This is a genomic window from Nocardia elegans NBRC 108235, assembly GCF_001612845.1.
GTDB lineage: Bacteria > Actinomycetota > Actinomycetes > Mycobacteriales > Mycobacteriaceae > Nocardia > Nocardia nova.
The window spans coordinates 92,291-110,837 of record NZ_BDBF01000015.1; the positions used below are offsets into that span (position 1 = coordinate 92,291).

Annotated in this window: 20 protein-coding genes; 8 read left to right on the forward strand and 12 right to left on the reverse strand. The window is 68.5% G+C overall.

Annotation, left to right across the window (positions count from 1 at the left end):
* Positions 1–11 precede the first annotated feature (11 nt).
* Positions 12–686 carry a hemerythrin domain-containing protein gene (locus NE2_RS12800; RefSeq protein WP_063026134.1) on the reverse strand — a complete coding sequence of 225 codons (675 nt, stop codon included), beginning with the start codon at positions 684–686 and terminating at the stop codon, positions 12–14.
* A gap of 102 nt (positions 687–788) precedes the next feature.
* On the opposite strand from NE2_RS12800, the gene NE2_RS12805 reads away from it, so the two are divergent.
* A complete protein-coding gene (locus NE2_RS12805; protein ID WP_063026184.1) occupies positions 789–4,064 on the forward strand; it encodes an ATP-binding protein in 3,276 nt (1,091 codons plus the stop codon).
* A gap of 71 nt (positions 4,065–4,135) precedes the next feature.
* Positions 4,136–4,588, forward strand: coding sequence for a nitroreductase/quinone reductase family protein (locus tag NE2_RS12810; RefSeq protein ID WP_307617684.1), 453 nt, complete (start codon positions 4,136–4,138; stop codon positions 4,586–4,588).
* 63 nt (positions 4,589–4,651) lie between these two features.
* Here NE2_RS12810 and NE2_RS12815 read toward each other — a convergent pair whose 3' ends face one another.
* Complete coding sequence (locus tag NE2_RS12815; RefSeq protein WP_063026135.1) at positions 4,652–5,464, reverse strand: acyl-CoA thioesterase; 813 nt, start codon at positions 5,462–5,464, stop codon at positions 4,652–4,654.
* Positions 5,465–5,508: 44 nt separating this feature from the next.
* Positions 5,509–6,162 carry a TetR/AcrR family transcriptional regulator gene (locus NE2_RS12820; protein ID WP_063011759.1) on the reverse strand — a complete coding sequence of 218 codons (654 nt, stop codon included), beginning with the start codon at positions 6,160–6,162 and terminating at the stop codon, positions 5,509–5,511.
* Between the two features lie 178 nt (positions 6,163–6,340).
* On the opposite strand from NE2_RS12820, the gene NE2_RS12825 reads away from it, so the two are divergent.
* From NE2_RS12825 to NE2_RS12845, 5 genes are all read left to right on the forward strand, one after another.
* Complete coding sequence (locus NE2_RS12825) at positions 6,341–7,339, forward strand: acyl-CoA dehydrogenase family protein (protein WP_063026186.1); 999 nt, start codon at positions 6,341–6,343, stop codon at positions 7,337–7,339.
* Positions 7,323–8,501 (forward strand): acyl-CoA dehydrogenase family protein, encoded by a 1,179-nt coding sequence (locus NE2_RS12830; protein ID WP_063026136.1) that lies wholly within the window; start codon positions 7,323–7,325, stop codon positions 8,499–8,501. The genes NE2_RS12825 and NE2_RS12830 overlap by 17 nt, the downstream gene beginning before the upstream one ends.
* Positions 8,502–8,510: 9 nt before the next feature.
* Positions 8,511–9,299, forward strand: a complete 789-nt coding sequence (locus tag NE2_RS12835; RefSeq protein ID WP_063026137.1) for an enoyl-CoA hydratase — start codon at positions 8,511–8,513, stop codon at positions 9,297–9,299.
* Positions 9,300–9,310: 11 nt separating this feature from the next.
* Positions 9,311–9,829, forward strand: coding sequence for an MTB12 C-terminal domain-containing protein (locus NE2_RS12840; RefSeq protein ID WP_063026138.1), 519 nt, complete (start codon positions 9,311–9,313; stop codon positions 9,827–9,829).
* Between the two features lie 187 nt (positions 9,830–10,016).
* Positions 10,017–10,736, forward strand: a complete 720-nt coding sequence (locus NE2_RS12845) for a 3'(2'),5'-bisphosphate nucleotidase CysQ (protein WP_063026139.1) — start codon at positions 10,017–10,019, stop codon at positions 10,734–10,736.
* 143 nt (positions 10,737–10,879) lie between these two features.
* Here the strand turns inward: NE2_RS12845 and NE2_RS37450 are convergent, their stop codons facing one another.
* The 9 genes from NE2_RS37450 to NE2_RS12885 all read right to left on the reverse strand — a co-directional run bounded on the left by NE2_RS37450 (position 10,880) and on the right by NE2_RS12885 (position 17,927).
* Positions 10,880–11,008, reverse strand: a complete 129-nt coding sequence (locus NE2_RS37450; RefSeq protein ID WP_267888181.1) for a hypothetical protein — start codon at positions 11,006–11,008, stop codon at positions 10,880–10,882.
* Between the two features lie 59 nt (positions 11,009–11,067).
* Positions 11,068–11,868: an inositol monophosphatase family protein gene (locus NE2_RS12850; protein ID WP_063026187.1), complete on the reverse strand. Its 801-nt coding sequence runs from the start codon at positions 11,866–11,868 to the stop codon at positions 11,068–11,070.
* A 177-nt stretch (positions 11,869–12,045) separates the two neighbouring features.
* A complete protein-coding gene (locus NE2_RS37060) occupies positions 12,046–12,966 on the reverse strand; it encodes an acyl-CoA dehydrogenase family protein (RefSeq protein ID WP_373862245.1) in 921 nt (306 codons plus the stop codon).
* Between the two features lie 61 nt (positions 12,967–13,027).
* Positions 13,028–14,125 (reverse strand): acyl-CoA dehydrogenase family protein, encoded by a 1,098-nt coding sequence (locus tag NE2_RS12860; RefSeq protein ID WP_063026189.1) that lies wholly within the window; start codon positions 14,123–14,125, stop codon positions 13,028–13,030.
* Between the two features lie 54 nt (positions 14,126–14,179).
* Positions 14,180–14,596, reverse strand: coding sequence for a nuclear transport factor 2 family protein (locus tag NE2_RS12865; RefSeq protein ID WP_063026140.1), 417 nt, complete (start codon positions 14,594–14,596; stop codon positions 14,180–14,182).
* Positions 14,583–15,794, reverse strand: coding sequence for a metal-dependent hydrolase family protein (locus tag NE2_RS12870; RefSeq protein WP_063026141.1), 1,212 nt, complete (start codon positions 15,792–15,794; stop codon positions 14,583–14,585). Before NE2_RS12870 ends, NE2_RS12865 begins: the two co-directional genes overlap by 14 nt.
* Before the next feature lie 4 nt (positions 15,795–15,798).
* Positions 15,799–16,140: a hypothetical protein gene (locus NE2_RS12875; RefSeq protein ID WP_063011771.1), complete on the reverse strand. Its 342-nt coding sequence runs from the start codon at positions 16,138–16,140 to the stop codon at positions 15,799–15,801.
* Positions 16,127–17,392: an aromatic ring-hydroxylating oxygenase subunit alpha gene (locus NE2_RS12880; protein ID WP_063026142.1), complete on the reverse strand. Its 1,266-nt coding sequence runs from the start codon at positions 17,390–17,392 to the stop codon at positions 16,127–16,129. The genes NE2_RS12875 and NE2_RS12880 overlap by 14 nt, the downstream gene beginning before the upstream one ends.
* A gap of 4 nt (positions 17,393–17,396) precedes the next feature.
* Positions 17,397–17,927, reverse strand: coding sequence for a carboxymuconolactone decarboxylase family protein (locus NE2_RS12885; protein WP_063026143.1), 531 nt, complete (start codon positions 17,925–17,927; stop codon positions 17,397–17,399).
* 294 nt (positions 17,928–18,221) lie between these two features.
* On the opposite strand from NE2_RS12885, the gene NE2_RS12890 reads away from it, so the two are divergent.
* Positions 18,222–18,527, forward strand: a complete 306-nt coding sequence (locus tag NE2_RS12890; protein ID WP_030516361.1) for a hypothetical protein — start codon at positions 18,222–18,224, stop codon at positions 18,525–18,527.
* Positions 18,528–18,547 lie beyond the last annotated feature (20 nt).

The following is an 18,547-nucleotide window of genomic DNA, read 5'->3' on the forward strand; positions in this document are numbered from 1 at the left end:
GAGTTCGGCGCTCACCAGTCGGGATCGCTGCCGTAGATCGCGCGATACTCCCGGGCGAAGCTGCGCCGCCCGAGCAACCGCCAGGCCAGGCGCGCCGCCGGCGGCATCTCCGCGAGAAGTTTGCGGCGCTGGGGTTCGGACGCGGTCTGCATCAGGAATCCGAGGAAGACCAGTTGGCGGTTCCGCGGCATGTGCGCGCGGCCGCGTTCGCCGAGAGCCCGCCACTCCTCGGCGGTCATAACCTCCTCGACCACCGGCAGGGCCTCGTGCTCCTCCTCGGCCAGGTGCTCGTCCAGCGCGGCGGTGAGTGCTCGTAACGTGTCGGCGAGCCGGTCGCGCGCCGAAGCCGCGGCAGCCGTGCCGAATTCGTCCGCCTCACCGCGTGCGCGCCGGACCAGCTCGGCGATGCGCTCGTGCTGTTCTTCCATGCGCAGTATCGAGCCGGCATGTATCGGGGCCCGTTCGAGCAGCAGCGGCCACATCAGCTCGTCCTCGCCGGTGTGTTGGTCGTGCAGTCCGGTGCACAGCTCGTCGAGGAATGCCGCGAGCTGCCGGGCGCGCCCGGCGTCACCCGCATCGACCCCGGCGACAAGGTCGGGCAGTGCGCGGAAGTGCGTGCGAAAGGCGTTGTGCACGACGAGCATGTCGAAGGTGTCGGGCCGGGCGGGCGCGATGGCGGTGCGCATGGGTTCTCCTGTCGGTGTCGAGGACTGCGACGAGAGTGGCGCCGGCCGCTTGCAGCCGACTCGAGACGCACTTGGTGGGTGCCGTCCTAGACTTTGCGGATCATGGTTCGGATTCGGGTCCTCGGAGCGTTGACCGCGTCGGGCGAGCACGGTGAACTCGACCTCGGCGGTCCGCGGCAACGCGGCGTGCTGGCCCGGCTGCTGGTCGCCCGGGGCGAGGTCGTGCCGGTCGACCGTCTGATCGACGATCTGTGGCGGGGTGAGCCGCCGCCGCGGGCGCTGGGCTCGCTGCAGGCGTACGTCTCCAATCTGCGGCGGCTGCTGGAGCCGGAACGGGCGCCGCGCGCACCGGCGACCGTCTTGATCAGCCGCGCCCCCGGATATGCGCTGCGGCTCGACACCGAGGCAGTCGACGCGTGGCTGTTCGGTGCCGAGCTGGATTCAGCGGCACAGCAGACCGATCCACAGCGACGCCGCCGCGCACTCGAACAGGCGCTGGCCCGCTGGCAGGGTCCCGCGTACGGGGCCTATGCGCAGGAGGCCTGGGCGGCCGCGGAGGCGGCGCGGCTCGAGGAACTGCGGCTCAGTGCTCGCGAACAGCTGGCGGCGACGCTGCTCGAGCAGGACGAACCGGCGCTGGCCGCGGCCGAAGCCGACGTGCTGGCCCGGGAACATCCGTTGCGCGAGGAGGCGTGGCGGCTCACCGCGCTGGCGCGATATCGGGCCGGACGCCAAGCCGACGCGCTCGCCGCACTGCGGCAGGCGCGCGAGGTCCTCGCCGACGAACTCGGCATCGATCCGGGACCGGCGCTGACGCGGCTGGAAACCGATATCCTCGCGCAGCGAATCCCGGTGCAGGAGAGAGTAATCGCGGAATCGCGCCCATCGCCCGACCCGGTCCCGGCGTCCGCGGCGACGGTATTGTTCGGGCGCGATGCCGAACTCGCCGCGCTGCATGCGGCTGCCCGGGGCGAGGGACCACGCACGGCGACCGTCACAGGCGAGGCGGGCAGCGGGAAATCGGCTCTGCTGCAACGTCTTCGCGACGACTTGCGTGACGCGGGATATCGCGTGGTGATCGGTCGCTGCCCGGAGGACGAGGCCGCCCCGTCGGCGTGGCCGTGGGTCGAGATTCTGCGTGCCTTGGCCGCCCAGCACGATCCCGGCGAGCTGGCGCCGGTACTCGCCCCGCTGCTCACCGACGGCGCGGGCCCGTATCGGGCCGACGGCGAGCACGGTCGTTTCCTGTTGCATCGGGCGGTGGGTGACTATCTCACCGCGGTCGCGACGGCGCGACCCCTGGCGATTCTGCTCGACGACGCCCACCGCGGCGACGCCGAGACCGCGGCGATGCTCGCCGCCGTGACCACCCGGGCGTCCGCATTCGTGGTGATCGGCTATCGGCCCGACGAGGTGCCGCCCGTGCTGGCCGATGCGCTGGCGAGCTCGGCGACCACCGTCCGGGCACGAATCCGGCTGCGCGGCCTCGGAGTAGCCGACAGCGCCCGGCTGGTCGGCACTCTCACCGGAAGTGCACCCGCGGACCCGCTGATGGCGACGCTGCACGATCGCACCGGCGGCAATCCGTTCTATCTCATCGAGATCGCGCGCCTGGTGCAGAGTGAAGGCGAGCTGGTCGCCGCAGCCGAGGTCCCCGAGGGCGTGCGAGATGTGCTGCGCCGCAGACTGTCCCGGCTTCCCGGGACGGCCGTGTCCGTCCTGCGCCTGGCAGCGGTGATCGGCCGCGAGTTCGACCTCGCGGTCCTGGTGCGGGCGGCGGAGGTGGGTGAGGACGAGGTGCTGGACGCGGTCGAGGCCGGAGTAGTGGCCGGACTCCTGGACGAGCCCGCCAGCGGGCGGGCGCGTTTCGCCCACGTGCTGGTGCGGGACACGCTGCTGGGGGATCTGTCGCGGATCCGCCGCGACCGCTGGCATCGCCGCATCGGCGCCGCGATCGAGGAGATCGATCCGGACGATGTCACCGCCATTGCCCACCACTACGGGGAATCGGTGACACCGCAGACCGCCCGCCGGGCCGCCGACTACGCGGTGGCCGCGGCGCAGCGGGCCGAGCGGCGCTTTGCCCACGACGTCGCGGCCGCGGGATACGAACGCGCGGCCCTCGCACTGGAACGTCATCCCGGTGGCGACACCGTCGACGAGCGGATGGAACTGCTGTGCCGAGCCGCCCGCAGCCACCTCGTGTGCGGCGCCGGCCTCGCCGCGCGCGCAGCCCGCGACCGCGCCGCGACGCTGGCCGAGCACGCCGACCGGCCCGACCTGCTGGTGCGGGCATTCACCGCCTGGGACGCCCCGACACCCTGGATGAACCGGCGCTACGGAGTCGTCGACCACGCTGTGGTCGCCCGCATCGAGACCGCGCTGCGGTGGGACGGCCTCTCAGCTGCCGACCGGTGCCGGCTGTCGGTCGCCCTGGTCGACGAGATCGGTGGCGCGGAACTCGACCGGGCGCGCCGGGTTGCCGCCGACGCCGAGGCAATCGCCCGCGACCTGGGCGACGACACGTTGCTCGCACCGGCGCTGCAGGCGCGGGCCTCGCTCTACGACAGTCCGGATCGCAGCGCGCTCGGCGCCGAACTGATCGAGATCGGGCGCCGCAACGATCACCACGCCTATCTGTTGCTCGGCCATACCGTAGCGCTGCAGGCGGCCGCCTTCGCCGGCGATCCCGAGGCGGCTCGGGCACACCTGGAGGCGGCCACCGTGCCGGCCGACCGGTATCAGTGGCGGCAAGCGCAGGCGGCGAACGCGATGGCGCGCGGACTGCTGGCGCTGGTGGGCGGCGACGCCGAGGACGCCGAGCGGCGCTATCTGGAGGCCGCTGAATTACTCGCTCGCACAGGCATTTTCAATGCCGGCACGCTCCCGCTCATGGCGCTGTTCACCGTCCGCCTGTACGAGGGCCGGGCCGGGGAGCTGGCCGAGACGATCGCGGCCTTCGCCCGGGATGCCGACGCGGATACCGCGGACGCCACTGTCGACTTCCACGCACTCGTCCTGCTCGCCGCCGGGGATCGGGATGCGGCGGCGCGGGTCCGGCGCCGCGCACGACCGATCCCGGAAGACCTGTTCCGTTCGCTGTTCCTCACCCTGCGCGGCATGGTGATCGCGGTACTGGGAACGCCGGAGGAGGCGGCCGCGCTCTACCGGGACCTGCTGCGTTATCGCGATCGTCTCGGTGGCGCCGACACCGGATCGTTCACCGTCGGCCCGGTCGATCTCGTACTGGCAGACCTGGCCGCGCTGTGTGGCGATCCGGAGCTCGCCGCCGAACACTGCCGCGCCGCCCTGCGCATCGCCGAGCGCTGCGCGAACCGGGGATGGATCGACGCCGCCCGCGCGCGTCTGGACCACTGATCGGTTACTGGTCGCTCACAAGCCGGATGCGGACCGTTGTACTCGACCGTCCTTCCGACCGAGGAGCTTCCGTGCCCGACACTCGCCGCATCGCCACCGACCTGCGCCTGAAGACCGTGACCAGCCTGCACCGCACACTGCTCGACGTCACCGGCGGCCGGTTCGGTACCCGCTTCAAGAACATGCCCACGCTGACCCTCACCACCGTCGGCCGGCGCAGCGGCCGGGCACACACCGTGGTACTCACCGTCCCGATCGTGGACGGCGAGCGCTACCTGATCGTGGCGTCCCGGGGCGGAGACACGATCTCGCCCGCCTGGTATCACAATCTGTGCGCCGAACCGCGGGTCGAGGTGTCGTTCCAGCACGGGGCGTCGCGCCCCATGACCGCGCGCGTACTCACCCCCGCCGAACGCGAGACGCGGTGGCCGCAGGTGGTTGGGGCCTATCCGGGTTACGCGGACTATCAGAAACGCACGGCCCGACTGATTCCGCTGATCGAGTTGTCCCCGCGCGGCGTGTGAGCACCCCGTGTGCCGCGATTCGGTGTCGAACCGGATGTGCTGTGCGGCATGATGCTCCGCGATTTACCGGAACCGCACCATGGCTTCCTGGGCGAAAGACGCGACCAGCGAACCCTTCTCGGTGAAGACGTCCCCGCGGCCGAAGCAGCGGCCCTGCGCCATCACCGGGCTGTCCTGGCGCAGCAACAGCCAGTCGTCGGTGCGGAACGGCCGGTGGAACCAGAGGGTGTGGCTGGTGACCGCGGAGCGGAACGCTGTGCCGTTGCCGCGCTGGCACACCCCCTCGATCGGGCGCAGTGCGGTGCTGATCAGGGTGAGGTCGGTGGCGTAGCCGGTCAAGGCCGGTGCGAGCGCGGCGTCCGCGGCCGGTGTTCGCATCCAGAACTCGAATTCCGGTGCGGCCGAACCGGTGTCGTCGAGGTCGACGTTCGTGCGGGTCTCCCACGGGATGATGTCGAATCCGGCTTTGTGCTCGGCCGACAGCAGCGGGCCGATCGGTGCGGTCGCCTGCTGTTCGGGCCCGTCGTCGGCGGCGTGCAGGGAAATGGCCGCGGTGGCAACGATTCCCGATGCCTGCTCGGCCAGTATCGTCGCCGAGGCGAAGGTCCGCCCCTGATGCTGGACCTGCACCCGGTACCGCAGCGCCTCGTCCGGTTTACCCTCGCGGGGAAACAGCGCATGCAGCGATTTGACGGACTTGTCCGGACAGGCCAGTTGAGCGGCGCGCACGAATTGCGCCAGCAGCTGGCCGCCGAAGATCCGGTAGTACCCCAGGCTCTGGTTGGGGCCGGCGAACACCGCGGTATCGCGGTCGTCCTCGGCCGGAACCGAACGCAGGTCGAGACAAGCGAGAAGGTCGCTCCACAGATCGGGCATGAATCCGAGTGTAAGCGACCTTCTCGATTACGAGAATGAAATTCTCAGTCTTGCGCAAAGCCGTGGGCGCAAAAGTTCCACACCTCTTCGGCGGTGATGGGGTGGGTGGTCTCCTCGTCGGTGCCGCCGGTGGACTGCGCGGTGAACATCACCGTCTGCATGACCATCGCCGCGGTCCGGCGCGCGTTGAGATCCTTGCGCAACCGGCCCTGTGCCTGGGCCTTCTCCATCAACTCCGTGATCAGGCTGAGCAGCGGCGCGTGCGCCACCTTCACCTGCGCGGGATGCGAAACCAGCAGCTGCGGCGCGAAATCGGTGAACAGCGGCCGCTGCGCGGTCGGATCCGGTCGGCTCAGTTCGAACAGCAGCTCGATGGTCACCCGGAGCTGGTCGATCGGATCGTCCTGCCCGTCGGCGGCCGCGCGCAGCTGGTCCGCGGTGCGGCTGAGCGCATCCTCGAACAGGGCCAGCAGCAGTTCGTGTTTACCGTCGAACTGCAGGTAGAAGCTGCGCAGCGATTGTTTGGAGCGGTCCACCACTTCCTGCACGGTGAAGTCGGTGGTGCCCTTCTCGGTGATGATGGCCTGCGCCGCGTCGAGGAAGCGCTGTACTCGCTGTTCGGCACGCAATTTCGCGGTCCGGATCGAGCGCTCGACGGCGCGTTGCTTCCAGGCGGGCTCTTCGCTGGGGCTGCTCACGGTCGGCTCGGTCCTTGGTTATGTGTGCAGAACATGAATGCACTGTACCGGAGAATGTCATGTTCCCGGGCACCGAGGGCGCGTGTTCGGGAACGGCACGAGAGACTGTTACTTTCTGTTGTGGAGAATGATATTCTCGCGTCGGTAGGCAGTCTAGTGGCCAGAGAGGCGGTCCGGGATGCTTTTGGAGTTCGACTCCGAACAAAGACTCTGGCGCGACACCGTGCGCGAGGTGGTCGGCAAACAATGCCCGGCGACGCTGATCCGGGAGATCGCCGACAAGGACGGCGACCCGATGCCTCTGTGGCGCAGCTACATCGGGCTGGGCTGGACCGAATTGACCGGGGACGCGGCCGCTGTCGAGCTGGCGATCGTTCTCGAGGAACTGGGCCGGGCCACCGATCCGACGCCGTATCTGGCCACGATGACCCAATTCGCGCCGCTGGCACCGGAATTCGCTGATTCCGCGCTGTCGGGCACGGCCGTGTACGACGGTGTGAACGCGGTCCTCGACGCCGACGGGTGGGTGCTCGGCGGCACCGCGCACCACGTCCTGGACGGTGACCGCGCCGAACAGTTCGCGGTGGTGACCAGGGCCGGTGTGTTCGTGGTGCCGGCCGCCGAGGTGCAGGTGCGCCGCAGTGCGGTCTTCGATCCCGTGCTGCATATCGCCGAGGTGCGCTTCGACGGCGTGCGCGCCGGACACGATCGGCGCAGCACCGTGGATGTGGCGCGGGCGCGTCAGTTCGCAGCCACCGGAATGGCTCTGACCGTTGTCGGCGCCTGTCAGCGGATCCTGGACCTGGTGCTCGACCATGTGCGCACCCGCCACCAGTTCGGCGTGCCGATCGGCTCGCTGCAGGCGGTCAAACACAAGGCCGCCGATATGCACGTGGCGATCGAGCGGGCCCGGGCGCTGGCCTATTTCGCCGCGCTGACCATCGCCGAGGACGATCCGCGCCGGGCGCTGGCGGCCTCGATGGCGAAGGCCGCCGCGGGGGAGTGTCAGAACGTGGTGTTCCGCAACGGATTACAGCTGTTCGGAGCCATGGGCTTCACCTGGGAGAACGACCTGCAATTCGCGCTCAAACGTGCCCAGGCCGGCGAGCTGATGCTCGGCGGTGCGGCCGAACACCGGGCGCTGATCGCCGAGGAGTGCCGTGCGACTGAGATTTGACGACGACGTCGAGGAGTTCCGGGCCGAATTCGTGGCCTTCCTCGACGCGCATCTGCCCGATGCGGCCACCGCGCGCCGGCGGCGGTCGCATTCCAGCGCCGACGTGCCCGAATGGGCGCGGGACTGGCAGCGGCTGCAGTTCGATCACGGCTGGCTGCTGCCCGGCAATCCGCCCGAATTCGGCGGGCGCAATGCCACCATCCTGCAGCAGTACGTGCATCTGCGGGAGCTGTCGGATCGGCGTATCTATCACAGCTTCAATCCGCAGGGCGTCGGAATCGTCGCCGCCTCGCTGCTGTCGTTCGGCACCGAGGAACAGAAAAACCGATGGGCGAGAAGGATTTTGCGCGCGGAGATCACCGCCGCACTCGGCATGAGCGAACCGGGCGCGGGTTCGGATCTGGCCGGTCTGCGAACCCGGGCGGTGCGCGACGGCGACGAATTCGTCGTCGACGGGCAGAAGGTGTGGACCTCCGGCGCCCACGACGCCGACGTGCTGCTGACCTTCGTGCGTACCGACCCGGACGCGCCGAAACACAAGGGCATCAGCGTGCTGCTGATCCCTACCGATACCCCCGGCGTGACGCGCCGGCCGTTCGCCTCGGTCTGCGGTCCGCACGATCTGGATTTCAACGAGGTGTTCTTCGAAGGCGTGCGGGTGCCGGTGGAGAATCTGGTCGGCCCGCTGCACGGCGGATGGGGTGTCGCCAACGGTTCACTCGGACACGAACGCACACTGCTGTGGTTGTCCTACGCGGACCGGCTCGAGGAACTCGCTGCCGATTTCGCTCCGCAGACGGTGCTCGATCGCGATCACTACGCCAGTTTGATCATGGACAGCTACGCCCTGCGGTTGCTGGGTTCGGCGGCGCTGGCCCGGGCCGCGCGCGGCGAACAGGATGTGGCGGCGCTGTCGGTGCTGAAGGTCTTCGGTTCCGAGGCGGTGCAGACCGCCTCCGGACACGCGCTGCGCGCGCAGGGAGCCGATGGCCTGATCCACCCGGCGCGGACCTCGGCGTTCAACCCGTTGAATCTGGATGCCTTCGGCGCCAGCTGGTTCGAACGCTATACCCGCAGTTTCGCCGGCACGATCGCCGGCGGCACATCCGAAATCCAGCGCAATATCATCGCCGAGCGCGTGCTCGGCCTGCCCCGAGGCTGAGGAGTCGCCATGTCGTACATCGAATACGAGGTCGCCGACAAGATCGCGACCATCACGCTCAACCGCCCGGAGGCAGCCAATGCCCAGAACGGCGAACTACTGGAAGAACTGGATGCGGCCTGGCAGAAGGCCGGCGCCGACGACGATGTCGCGGTGATCGTATTGCGCGCCAACGGGAAACACTTCTCCGCCGGACACGATCTCAAGGACCGGTCGTGGCCGGACCCGTCGACGATCACCCTCGAACGCATCTACGCCATCGAATCGAGGAAGTACCTCGAATTCTCGCTGCGCTGGCGCAACATCCCGAAGCCGTCCATCGCCGCGGTGCAGGGCCGCTGCATCGCGGGTGGTCTGTTGCTGTGCTGGCCGTGCGATCTGATCGTCGCCGCCGAAGACGCACAATTCTCCGATCCGGTGGTGATGATGGGGATCGGCGGCGTCGAATACCACGGGCACACGTGGGAACTGGGTCCGCGCAAGGCCAAGGAGATCCTGTTCACCGGGCGGGCGGTCACCGCGCGGGAGGCCGAACAGATCGGCATGGTCAACAGTGTCGTGCCGCGTGCCGACCTCGACGCCCGCACCCGGGCACTGGCCGAACGCATCGCCGCGATGCCGCCGTTCGGTCTGCGCCAGGCCAAGCGCGCGGTCAACCAGACCCTCGATGTGCAGGGCTTCTACGCGGCCATCCAGTCGGTGTTCGACGTGCACCAGACCGGGCACGGTAATGCGCTGAGCGTCAACGGTTATCCGATTCTGGTCAACCTGGACGAGATGAAACAGAAGATCGAGTGAAGGGCAAATCCATGCGCAACAGAATGATTCGCGGCGCGGCGAGTCTGTGCGGCATCGCGGTGATCGCAGCGGCGACCGTCACCGGCTGTAGTGACGACAAGTCCGACAGCAGCGCCTCGACCACGACGGCCGCGGCGGCGACCACCTCGGCGGCGGCGCCCGCCGCCGGATCGTCGGCGGCCGACCCGGCGACCACCAAGGCCGTCACCGACGCCTACGTGCTGTTCTTCGACGCCAAACAGCCCGCCGACAAACGCGCGGCCGCGGTGGAGAAGGGCGACGTGTTCGCACCGGTGCTGGCCGCCCAGGCGAACAATCCGCAGGCGCAGGGCACCTCCGCCACCGTCTCGAAGGTCGCCACGGTCGACGCCGGCCACGCCGATGTCACCTACACGCTGCTCATGGGCGGCAATCCGGTGCTGCCGGATCAGTCCGGGCAGGCCGTGCAGGAGAACGGGCAGTGGAAGGTCGCCGCCTCCACCTTCTGCGCTCTGCTGAAGTTGCAGGGCGGCACCGCACCCGCCTGCTGAGCGGCTGCTCCGGCCCCCTGATCGACCCGCAGCGACAGGGGGCACGCCACCGCGGCCGCACCGGCTGGCACACTGCAAGGGTCCCGCCGATCACCGCGGGGCGATGCGAGCGCCGGCCGAACGCCGGCGCGCCAGGTGCGCCCGGTCGGCGTCGGTTCGCCGTCCGGCGGGAGAGTGAGAACCGAATATGGACGACCACGCGGTGGCCGCCGAGCTCGCCCGGGAAGCCGGCGAGCTCCTGCTCGAGATTCGTGACCAGGGCGGTGCGGTCGGCGACCGGCGTTCCGACGAACTGCTGCTGAAGCGGCTCGCGGAGCTGCGCCCCGACGACGCGGTCCTGTCGGAGGAGAGCACCGACGATCCGATTCGCCTGTCCCGCAGCCGGGTGTGGATCGTCGACCCGCTCGACGGCACCCGCGAATACGGGCAGCCCCCGCGAGCGGATTGGGCCGTGCACGTGGCGCTGGCGGTGGACGGCCGCGCCGAGATCGGCGCCGTCGCGCTTCCGGTGCCCGGGCTGGTGCTGGAAACCGGTGCGCCGCCGGTACTCCCGCCCGCCCACGACGGCCCGCCGCGCATCGTCGTCTCCCGCAGCCGCCCACCCGCCTGCGTGCACCATCTCACCGCCGCGCTCGGCGCCGAGACCATTCCGATGGGTTCGGCCGGCGCCAAAGCCATGGCGGTCGTGCGCGGCGAAGCCGACATCTACGCCCACTCCGGTGGGCAGTACGAATGGGACTCCTGCGCCCCCGTCGCGGTGGCCGCCGCCGCGGGCCTGCACACCTCGCGCCTGGACGGATCGCCGTTGATCTACAACCAGCCCGACCCCTACCTGCCGGATCTGCTCATCTGCCGACCCGAGTTGGCGGACGAAGTCCTGAACGCGTTGGCCGACTTCGGTATCTGAGCGTTGGCGGCCAGGCTCGGCGTCCCGGCCGAGGAGATGCGGGACCGGCGATCGGAGCCGACCGTGGTGGCGCCGAATCGCGGCCGGACATCGTGCCCGTCAGCGGAGGCGGTCCGGCCGCCCGTCTCCGGAGTCGGTAACGCTCACCCTGTCCGGTTCGCGAAGGGCCGGACGCCGTACATGTCGACGAAACTCGCGATGAGCTTCTTCTCCACTGTCCGTAACTCATCGGTGTGCTGCCACGCCACCAGCAGTTCATCGCTGTCGGCCAACTGCAAGATCGTTCGTCCGCCCCAGTGTCCGGCAGGTTGTCCGGCGTGCTGAATGCCATTCAGTTGTCGCTCAGATACTCCAAAAAGTTCCTGTGCAGCAACCCGTTCGAGGCCGCCGCATTCCCGCTGAGCGGGTTCGGGTTGCCGTCGAAGCCGGTGAAGGTGCCGCCGGCCTCGGTGACGATGATCGCGTTGGCGGCCATATCGCCCGGCGACAGGCGGGGATCGGCGCAGATGTCGATCGCGCCCTCGGCGAGCATCATGTAGGACCAGAATTCGCCGTAGGCGCGGGTGCGCCACACGTCGCGGGACAGAGTGAGAAGGCTGTTCAGGCGGCCGTCGTCCGCCCAGGCGGTGACGGTGGAGTAGGCGAACGAGGCGTCGGTCAGGGTCGAAACGCCGGAAACTCGCAGGCGCGACGCCGAGGTCAGGCTGCGGCCGGTGAAGGCGCCGTGGTCCTTCGCGGCCCACCAGCGGCGGGCGAGTGCGGGCGCGGAGACAACGCCGACGATGGGGCGATATCCGCCCTCGGAGACCTCCAGCAGGGAGATCTGCGTGGCCCACACCGGCACACCGCGCACATAGTTCTCGAGTCCGGTGATGGCATCGACCACCCAGCAGCGCGGACCGCCGCCCTCCAGTCCGTCACCCGCGCCCAGGACCGCATCGCGCGGGCGGGATCGGCGCAGCTGGCCGCGGACGAGTTTCTCCACGGCGTTCTCGGCGTCGCTCACCGTGGCCATATCCGGTCTTGCCCGGACCGCGAGGTCGAGGCCCTTGAACCGGTCCATATTCACCGCGTCGGCGGAATCGGCGAGGACATGGGCGAAACGGAGATCGTCGTCGAGGTGGTCGTGCACCACTGCAAGCTATCCGCAGCCGATGAACACTGCCACCGCCTCGGATCGGCTCATGCCGAACCAGGCGTGCAAACCTCGGGGCATTGCGCGGTTTTCCGCATTATTCGTCGAGGTTGCGCGATCTATTCGGCCCCGGGCACCGCAAGCGCCGGGCGAACAGCGCCGGCCGAAGACATCTCACAGCTGCGCGAGCCGCGGGGCGGTGCCGCGCGTGCGTACCCAGGCGCCCGCTTCGCGTGTCAGTTCCGCTGCGCTGCCGAGCAATCCGTCGAGGACCAGAGCCCGGCGAGCGTGCCGGTGAAAGTCGTGTTCGGCGGTGAACCCGATACCGCCCAGGACCTGCTGGCAGTGGCGGGCGGCGATCCGGGCGGCATGGCCGGCGGCGGCCTTGGCCAGCAGCGCGCCGAGATCGGTGTCGGCGGTGGCGAGGGTGGCCTCGGCGCCCTCGATGGCTACCAGCGTTTCGGCCAGGCGGTGCCGGACGGCCTGGTGGGCGGCCAGCGGGCGAGCGAACTGGACCCGGTCGAGGGCGTGGCGGCGGGCGAGGTTCAGCATCGCGCGGCTCGTTCCCGCCAGCCACCAGGAGAGCGCGCGGCGGCCCTCGGCCAAGGGGAGCGTCTCGCCCGCGGAAACTCGGCGCAGCGGTAGCTCGGGGTCGAGCGCCGGGAGTGCGGAAAAGTGTTGTGCAGCAACCGAATCGGGACGACCGCGCACGGCGGCGAAGTCGCGGTCGGCACCAGTGGCCGACCGACCTGTCGGGTCCATCGCATCGGGCCGGGAACCGCCCGGCGTGCCGACGATTGAATCAGCTTCGGGATCGACAGCGGTCCGGATGGGGACAGCGGGAGCGGATGGAGCTACGCCGGTTCGCTCCCACATGATCCAGCGGCCACCGGTAAAGGGAAGCGCGACGCCGGCAGGCAGGTCGCGGCCGGCGGCGTGCGCGATGACGTCGTTCAGCACGGGAGCATGGGCGCCGGTTTCACCGAGCAGCCGGAATACCAGAGGGATTGCTACGTCGGGGGATTCGGTCAGCAGGTCGAGCCATCCGAAGTCGAGGAGTGCGTGATCCAGTGCGTCACCCGTGCTGCCGGTCATGGTGGCGCGCAGGCTGTCGGTCAGCAGAGCGATCTCGTCGGCATCCATGGTCATCCGCGCCTCATTCCCGGCCCAAATCGAGCAGGCGGCGCGCGATGATATTGCGCTGGATCTCGGCCGTCCCGCCGTAGATCGTGGCCGCTCGTGAATACAGATATTCGGTACGCCATTCCTCGTCGTCGAATTCGACTGCGCCCGGGAGCATGTCGCGCGCGGTGTCGAACAGCTGCTGTTCGGCGGTGGCCAGCAGCACCTTGTCGATCGATGTCTCCGGACCGAGCCGCTGTCCGTCCGCCAGCCGCCGCTGCGTGGCGTGCGAGCGGCACCGCACGGTGTGCAGCGCGAGAAAGGCAGCGCCCAGTGCGGCGTCGTCGCGCAGGTCCGTGTCCGCGATCAAGGCGTCCAATCGGGTGAACAGGTAGGCGATCCGGTGCCAGAAGCAGGTGGACCGCTCGTGCGGCAGCAGATCCATCGCCACCCGCCAGCCGTCCCCGGGCTTGCCCAGCATGCGATCGCCGGGCACGACGACGTCGTCGAAATACACTTCGGCGAATTCGTCGACGCCGTGCATGGTCCGCAGTGGGCGCACGGTGATCCCGGGGGAGTCCATATCGACGAAGAACGCGGTGATGCCCTCGTGGCCCGGCGCGGTGCGGGTCAGCAGGACACAGCGGGCGGAGTACTGTGCCAAGCTGGTCCAGACCTTCTGTCCGCTGATGATCCACTTGTCGCCGTCGGCAACGGCTTTGGTGCTCAGGGACGCCAGATCGCTACCGGAACCCGGCTCGGAGAACCCCTGGCACCACTGTTCGCGCCCCGACAGCAGCGCCGGCACCATCGCGGCGGCCAGTTCCGGCCGGGCGTAGGAGATCATCGTGGGCGCCAGCACTTCCACCATCGAGTAGATGCCGGGTTCGGCCAGGCCGCGGGTGGCGACTTCCTCACCGAGTACCGCTCGCAGCACCGCGGGCCCGCCGAGCCCGCCGACCTGTTCGGGCCAGCCGTGGCGCATCCAGCCGGCGTCGAAGAGGGCGCGCCGCACCCGGGCCAGCTGGGCCACCTGGCCGTCGAGACTGCGATCCGGGCCCGGTGTGAGGTCGTGGTCCGCCAGCCATCGCCGCAGACCGTCCCGAAACGTCGCGATATCCGTGGTACCCATCTCTGCGATTCCCTCGATCACTGTGTGCGAACGTCACTTTCGGGCCGGGGCCGCTCACACGGCAGGGCGGTCGAATGCGTGCGGGATACCGGAATCGTGGTCGCCGCTGCGCCGGATGAAGGTCATTCTGCGGGTCTTGATCCGCCAGCCGTCGTCGGTGCGGACATAGGTATCGCTGTAGTAACCGATCCGCATGTCGTGGGTGGAGTGCTCGACGAAGCACAACGTCTGCGTGCCGGAGGCGTTGTCGCCGTCGAGTTCGAGCACCGGTGATCCGGTCAGGAACAGGCCCTTGGGCGCGGCCGCGACGAGCTCGGGGAACACGTCGAGGTTATAGGTGTCGCCGAAGGCACTGTAGGTGCCGTCGGGGGCGAAAACGCTCAACAGCCCCTCGATATCGCCCTTCGTGATGGTGACCGCGTAGCGCGCCAGCAGCTGCTGGATATCGAGCAGATCGTCATTTCTGGACATACACTTTTCCGCCTTTCATCACGAATCGCACGTCCTGGGTCACGGTGATGTCGTCGACGGGATTGCCCGGCACACCGATGATGTCGGCCAGCAGGCCGGGCGCGATCCGGCCGCGGTCGTCGGCGTCGATGAGTTCGGCGGCGTTGATGGTGCCGGCGCGCAACACGTCGATCGGTGCCAGTCCGCGTTCGACCAGTGCCACGAGCTCGTCGGCGTTGCGGCCGTGCGGGATGGCGGGCGCGTCGGTGCCGACCGCGATGCGCACCCCGGCGTCGTAGGCGGCCTTGACCGAGAGGCGCGCCTTCGGGAACATCTCCGCGGCCTTGGCCTGCAGCGCCGGATCGGCCTTGGAGACGTCCATGGCGTCGGCCAGGCGGGTGGTCGGCACCAGCCAGGTGCGGGCGGCGACCATCTGCGCGATGGTTTCGTCGTCGATCAGGAAACCGTGTTCGATGCAGTCGATGCCGGCGGCGATGGCGTGCCGGACCGCCTCCGCACCGTGCGTGTGCGCGGCCACCTTGAGGCCACGCCGATGCGCCTCGTCGACGATCGCGCGCAGTTCCTCGTCCGAATAGTGTTGTGCGCCAGGGGGTCCGGTGAGCGACATGACGCCACCGGAAACGCAGATCTTGATCAGCTGTGCGCCGTACTTGATCTGGTAGCGCACGGCCCTGCGCACCTCGTCCACGCCGTTGGCGATGCCCTCCTCGATGGTGAGGTGCAGGACGTCGGGCATGAAGGCGGAGAACATGGTCGGATCCAGATGGCCGCCGGTGGGGGTGATGGCGTGCCCGGCCGGCACGATCCGCGGACCGTCCACCCATCCCTTGTCGATCGCCCTGCCCAGCGCCACATCCAGCAGATAGCCACCGGTTTTGACGAACAGGCCCAGGTTGCGCACGGTGGTGAACCCCGCGCGAAGGGTGCGGCGGGCGTTACCCACCGCCCGCAGCACCCGGGTGGCCGGATCGTCGGTGACGCTGGAGGCCAGCCCGGATTCCCCGCGCCCGCCCATGAGCAGGTTGACTTCCATATCCATCAGACCGGGCAGGAGCACCAGATCGCCGAGATCGACGACCTCGCCCTCGGGTGCGCCGCCCACGCCGACAATGCGGTCGTCTGCCACCCGGACCACGCCGGGGCGCATGATCTCACCGGAATCGATGTCGAGGACACCGGCGGCCTTCAGCGTCAGCATCGGCCTACACCACCGTCTCGCGCACGAGATTCAGATAGGCCGCCCCCGAATCGGGCACCCGCGGCTGCTTCCACACCTCGACCGGGAACGACACCATGATCAGCGACTGCATCAGATGCGTCAGATACCTCGCGTCGTCGGGCATCTCGTCGAGCGGAAACTGGTCCAGATAGTCGAGCGCCTCCTCGAGCCGGGGGAACGCGGCGTCGTAGAACGCTTGCATCTGCGCCATATCGGAGGCGAGCCGTTTGCGATAGCGTTCGGGCTCGGTGTCGATGATCCAGTCGGAGAACTTCTCCAGTTCGGCGAATTCCCCGGGCAGTTTCTTCGTCTCAGACGTTGGCATCGCGGTACTCCTGAACTTTGCGCTGCGCGACATGATGCAGATGCCGCAGCAGGACTTCCTGGTCGTTGAGCGGGAATTCCTTGACGACACTGGTTTCCAGCATCGTCTGGGTGGCCTCCAAGGTGTTGGCGTCCTGCAACGCGTATTCCTTGAACGTGACGCCGGTCAATTCCTGGCGCAGCCGTTCGCGGGCGTTCTTGGGGGGTGTGAAATACAGGTTGGCCTCGAAGATGTGCGTGCGCACCGAGGTCGGCCACCAGTTGTAGGTGAGGAACCAGCCCGGCGCCCACACCAGGATCGCGAAATTGGGGAACACATCGAATTCGTCCACGCCCCAGGCGCGATGGCCGGACGGATTGATCCCGGGGGGCAGGGGATCCAGCCCCTCGATATCGGGCCGGTCCCAGGGTCCGAACAGGCCCGAGCGGAGCACCCGCTCGATCGGCTTGACCATGTTGAGGTCCTTCGGCGGGGCCATGCCGCCCCACGAGGACACCATGGAATGGGGGGTGTCGATCTGGTAGTGCAGCGCCTCGAAGCCGACGTCGGCCAATTTGTCGGCCTCGTCCTTCACCGCCTGCTTCATATGCAGGATCGGCGCGTGATAGAACTCGGCGAACGCGTCGATGAACAGTTTCCAGTTGCTGCCCACCTCGGCCTTGTAGCTGTAGACCTCGGTGAATTCGTGGAAGGGAAATCCCTCCAGCCCCTTCACCATCGGGCCGAGGTAATCCTGCAGCGGCGGGGCGTCGGGGTCGACATTGACGAAGATGAACCCCTCCCACACCTCGCAGCGCACGTCGGCGAGGCCGTAGTCCGCCTTGTCCATGCCGAAGAATTCCTTCTCCTGCTGAACGAAGGTGCACGTGCCGTCGAGGTTGTAGCGCCAGGCGTGGTACTTGCAGGTGAACTGCCGGCAGGTGCCGGAGGTCTCCTCGTTCGGGAAGTCGTCCCAGACGAGTTTGTTGCCGCGGTGGCGGCAGATGTTGTGGAAGGCCCGGATCACGTCGTCGGTGCCGCGGACGATGATCAGCGAGGTGCCGATGCAGGCCAGTTCTTTGGTGAAGTAGCTGCCCTTGCGCGGCAGCAGCACATCGCGGCCGACGCACAGCCAGCTCTTGCGGAAGATGGCGTTGCGCTCGTCCTCGTAGAACTGCGGGTCGATCGAATCGGTGTAGTCGACGGTGCCGGTCCCCAGTTCGGGATAGTTCTCGGTCCAGCTTCCGGCGGCTGGTTTGCTGAAGTGCGGCAAGGGATTACCTCTCGTGATCGGGCAGGATGCCGAAGGTGTTGAAGGCCATCGCGACCATGGCGTAGCCGCCGACGGTGAAGACCAGATCCATCCGCTGGCGTTCGTCGAGGTAGTCGCTCAACGCGGCCCAGGTGGTGTCCGACAGCTGCGACTTCTCGTCGAGTTCGTCGACCGCCGCGAGCAACAGCCGATCGAACTCGCCGGTGAGCCGTCCGTCGCGGATCCCGTCGACATCGGCGTCGGACAGGCCGGTGGAATCGGCCATCGCGACATGGTGGGCCCATTCGTAGGCGCACTGACGGCGGTGCGCGATGCGCAGGATCGCGATCTCGCGCACGCGCGGCGGCAAGGTGGATCGGAACAGCAGGTAGACGCCGAAGCCGAGATACGCCTCGGCCAGGTCCGGATGTCTGGCCAGGGCCGACATCGCGGGACCGGCGCCGTCGGGATTGCGCCGAGCACGTGGCAGCAGAGCGGCCAGGGCACCGCGGGTCCGATCGTCCCATTGGTCGGCCGGCAGGGGCGGCAGGCGCATCCTCTCCTCCTCTCATTCAGGAGAATGACATTCTCCTCAACGGACCAATAGATTTTCACGTGAGGGGCCGACTCGTCAACGTTCGGCACGAAGTGCGGGAAACTCCCTGCTCAGAAGTGGTCCGCGCGAGGTGGACGGAGCGTCGGACGGCCGCTGCTGCCGGCGGCGCCGCCTGTTCGGTAGAGCGGCGGGCAGCGAGCGGGAGCCGATCCCGGCGCAGAAGTAGAAGGTTGATTCTCCAAATATGAGAAGATAGTTTTCTAGTCGCACAGTCCAGGAAAAGGAGTCGAGAGCATGGCAGCCCTGCGTCCCGGTGAACAGCTCGCCAGCACCGTCTGCGGCACCAAGGTGGTGGTGGTGCGCGCGCCCGCCGATGCCAGTCCCGTATTGACCTGCGGCGGAAGCCCTCTGGTTCCGGCCGCGAGCGCGCCACCGGCCGCGCCCGCCGCGGGAGAACCGGTGACACTGATCGGCAAGCGCTACGTCGACGCAGCCGATTCCGTCGAATTGCTGTGTACCAGTTCGGGTTCCGGTGAACTGCGCTGCGACGGAACTCCGATGACGATCAAGGCGGCCAAGGCGCTGCCGGCCTCGGACTGAGGGGTGGGGTGACCGGAGAG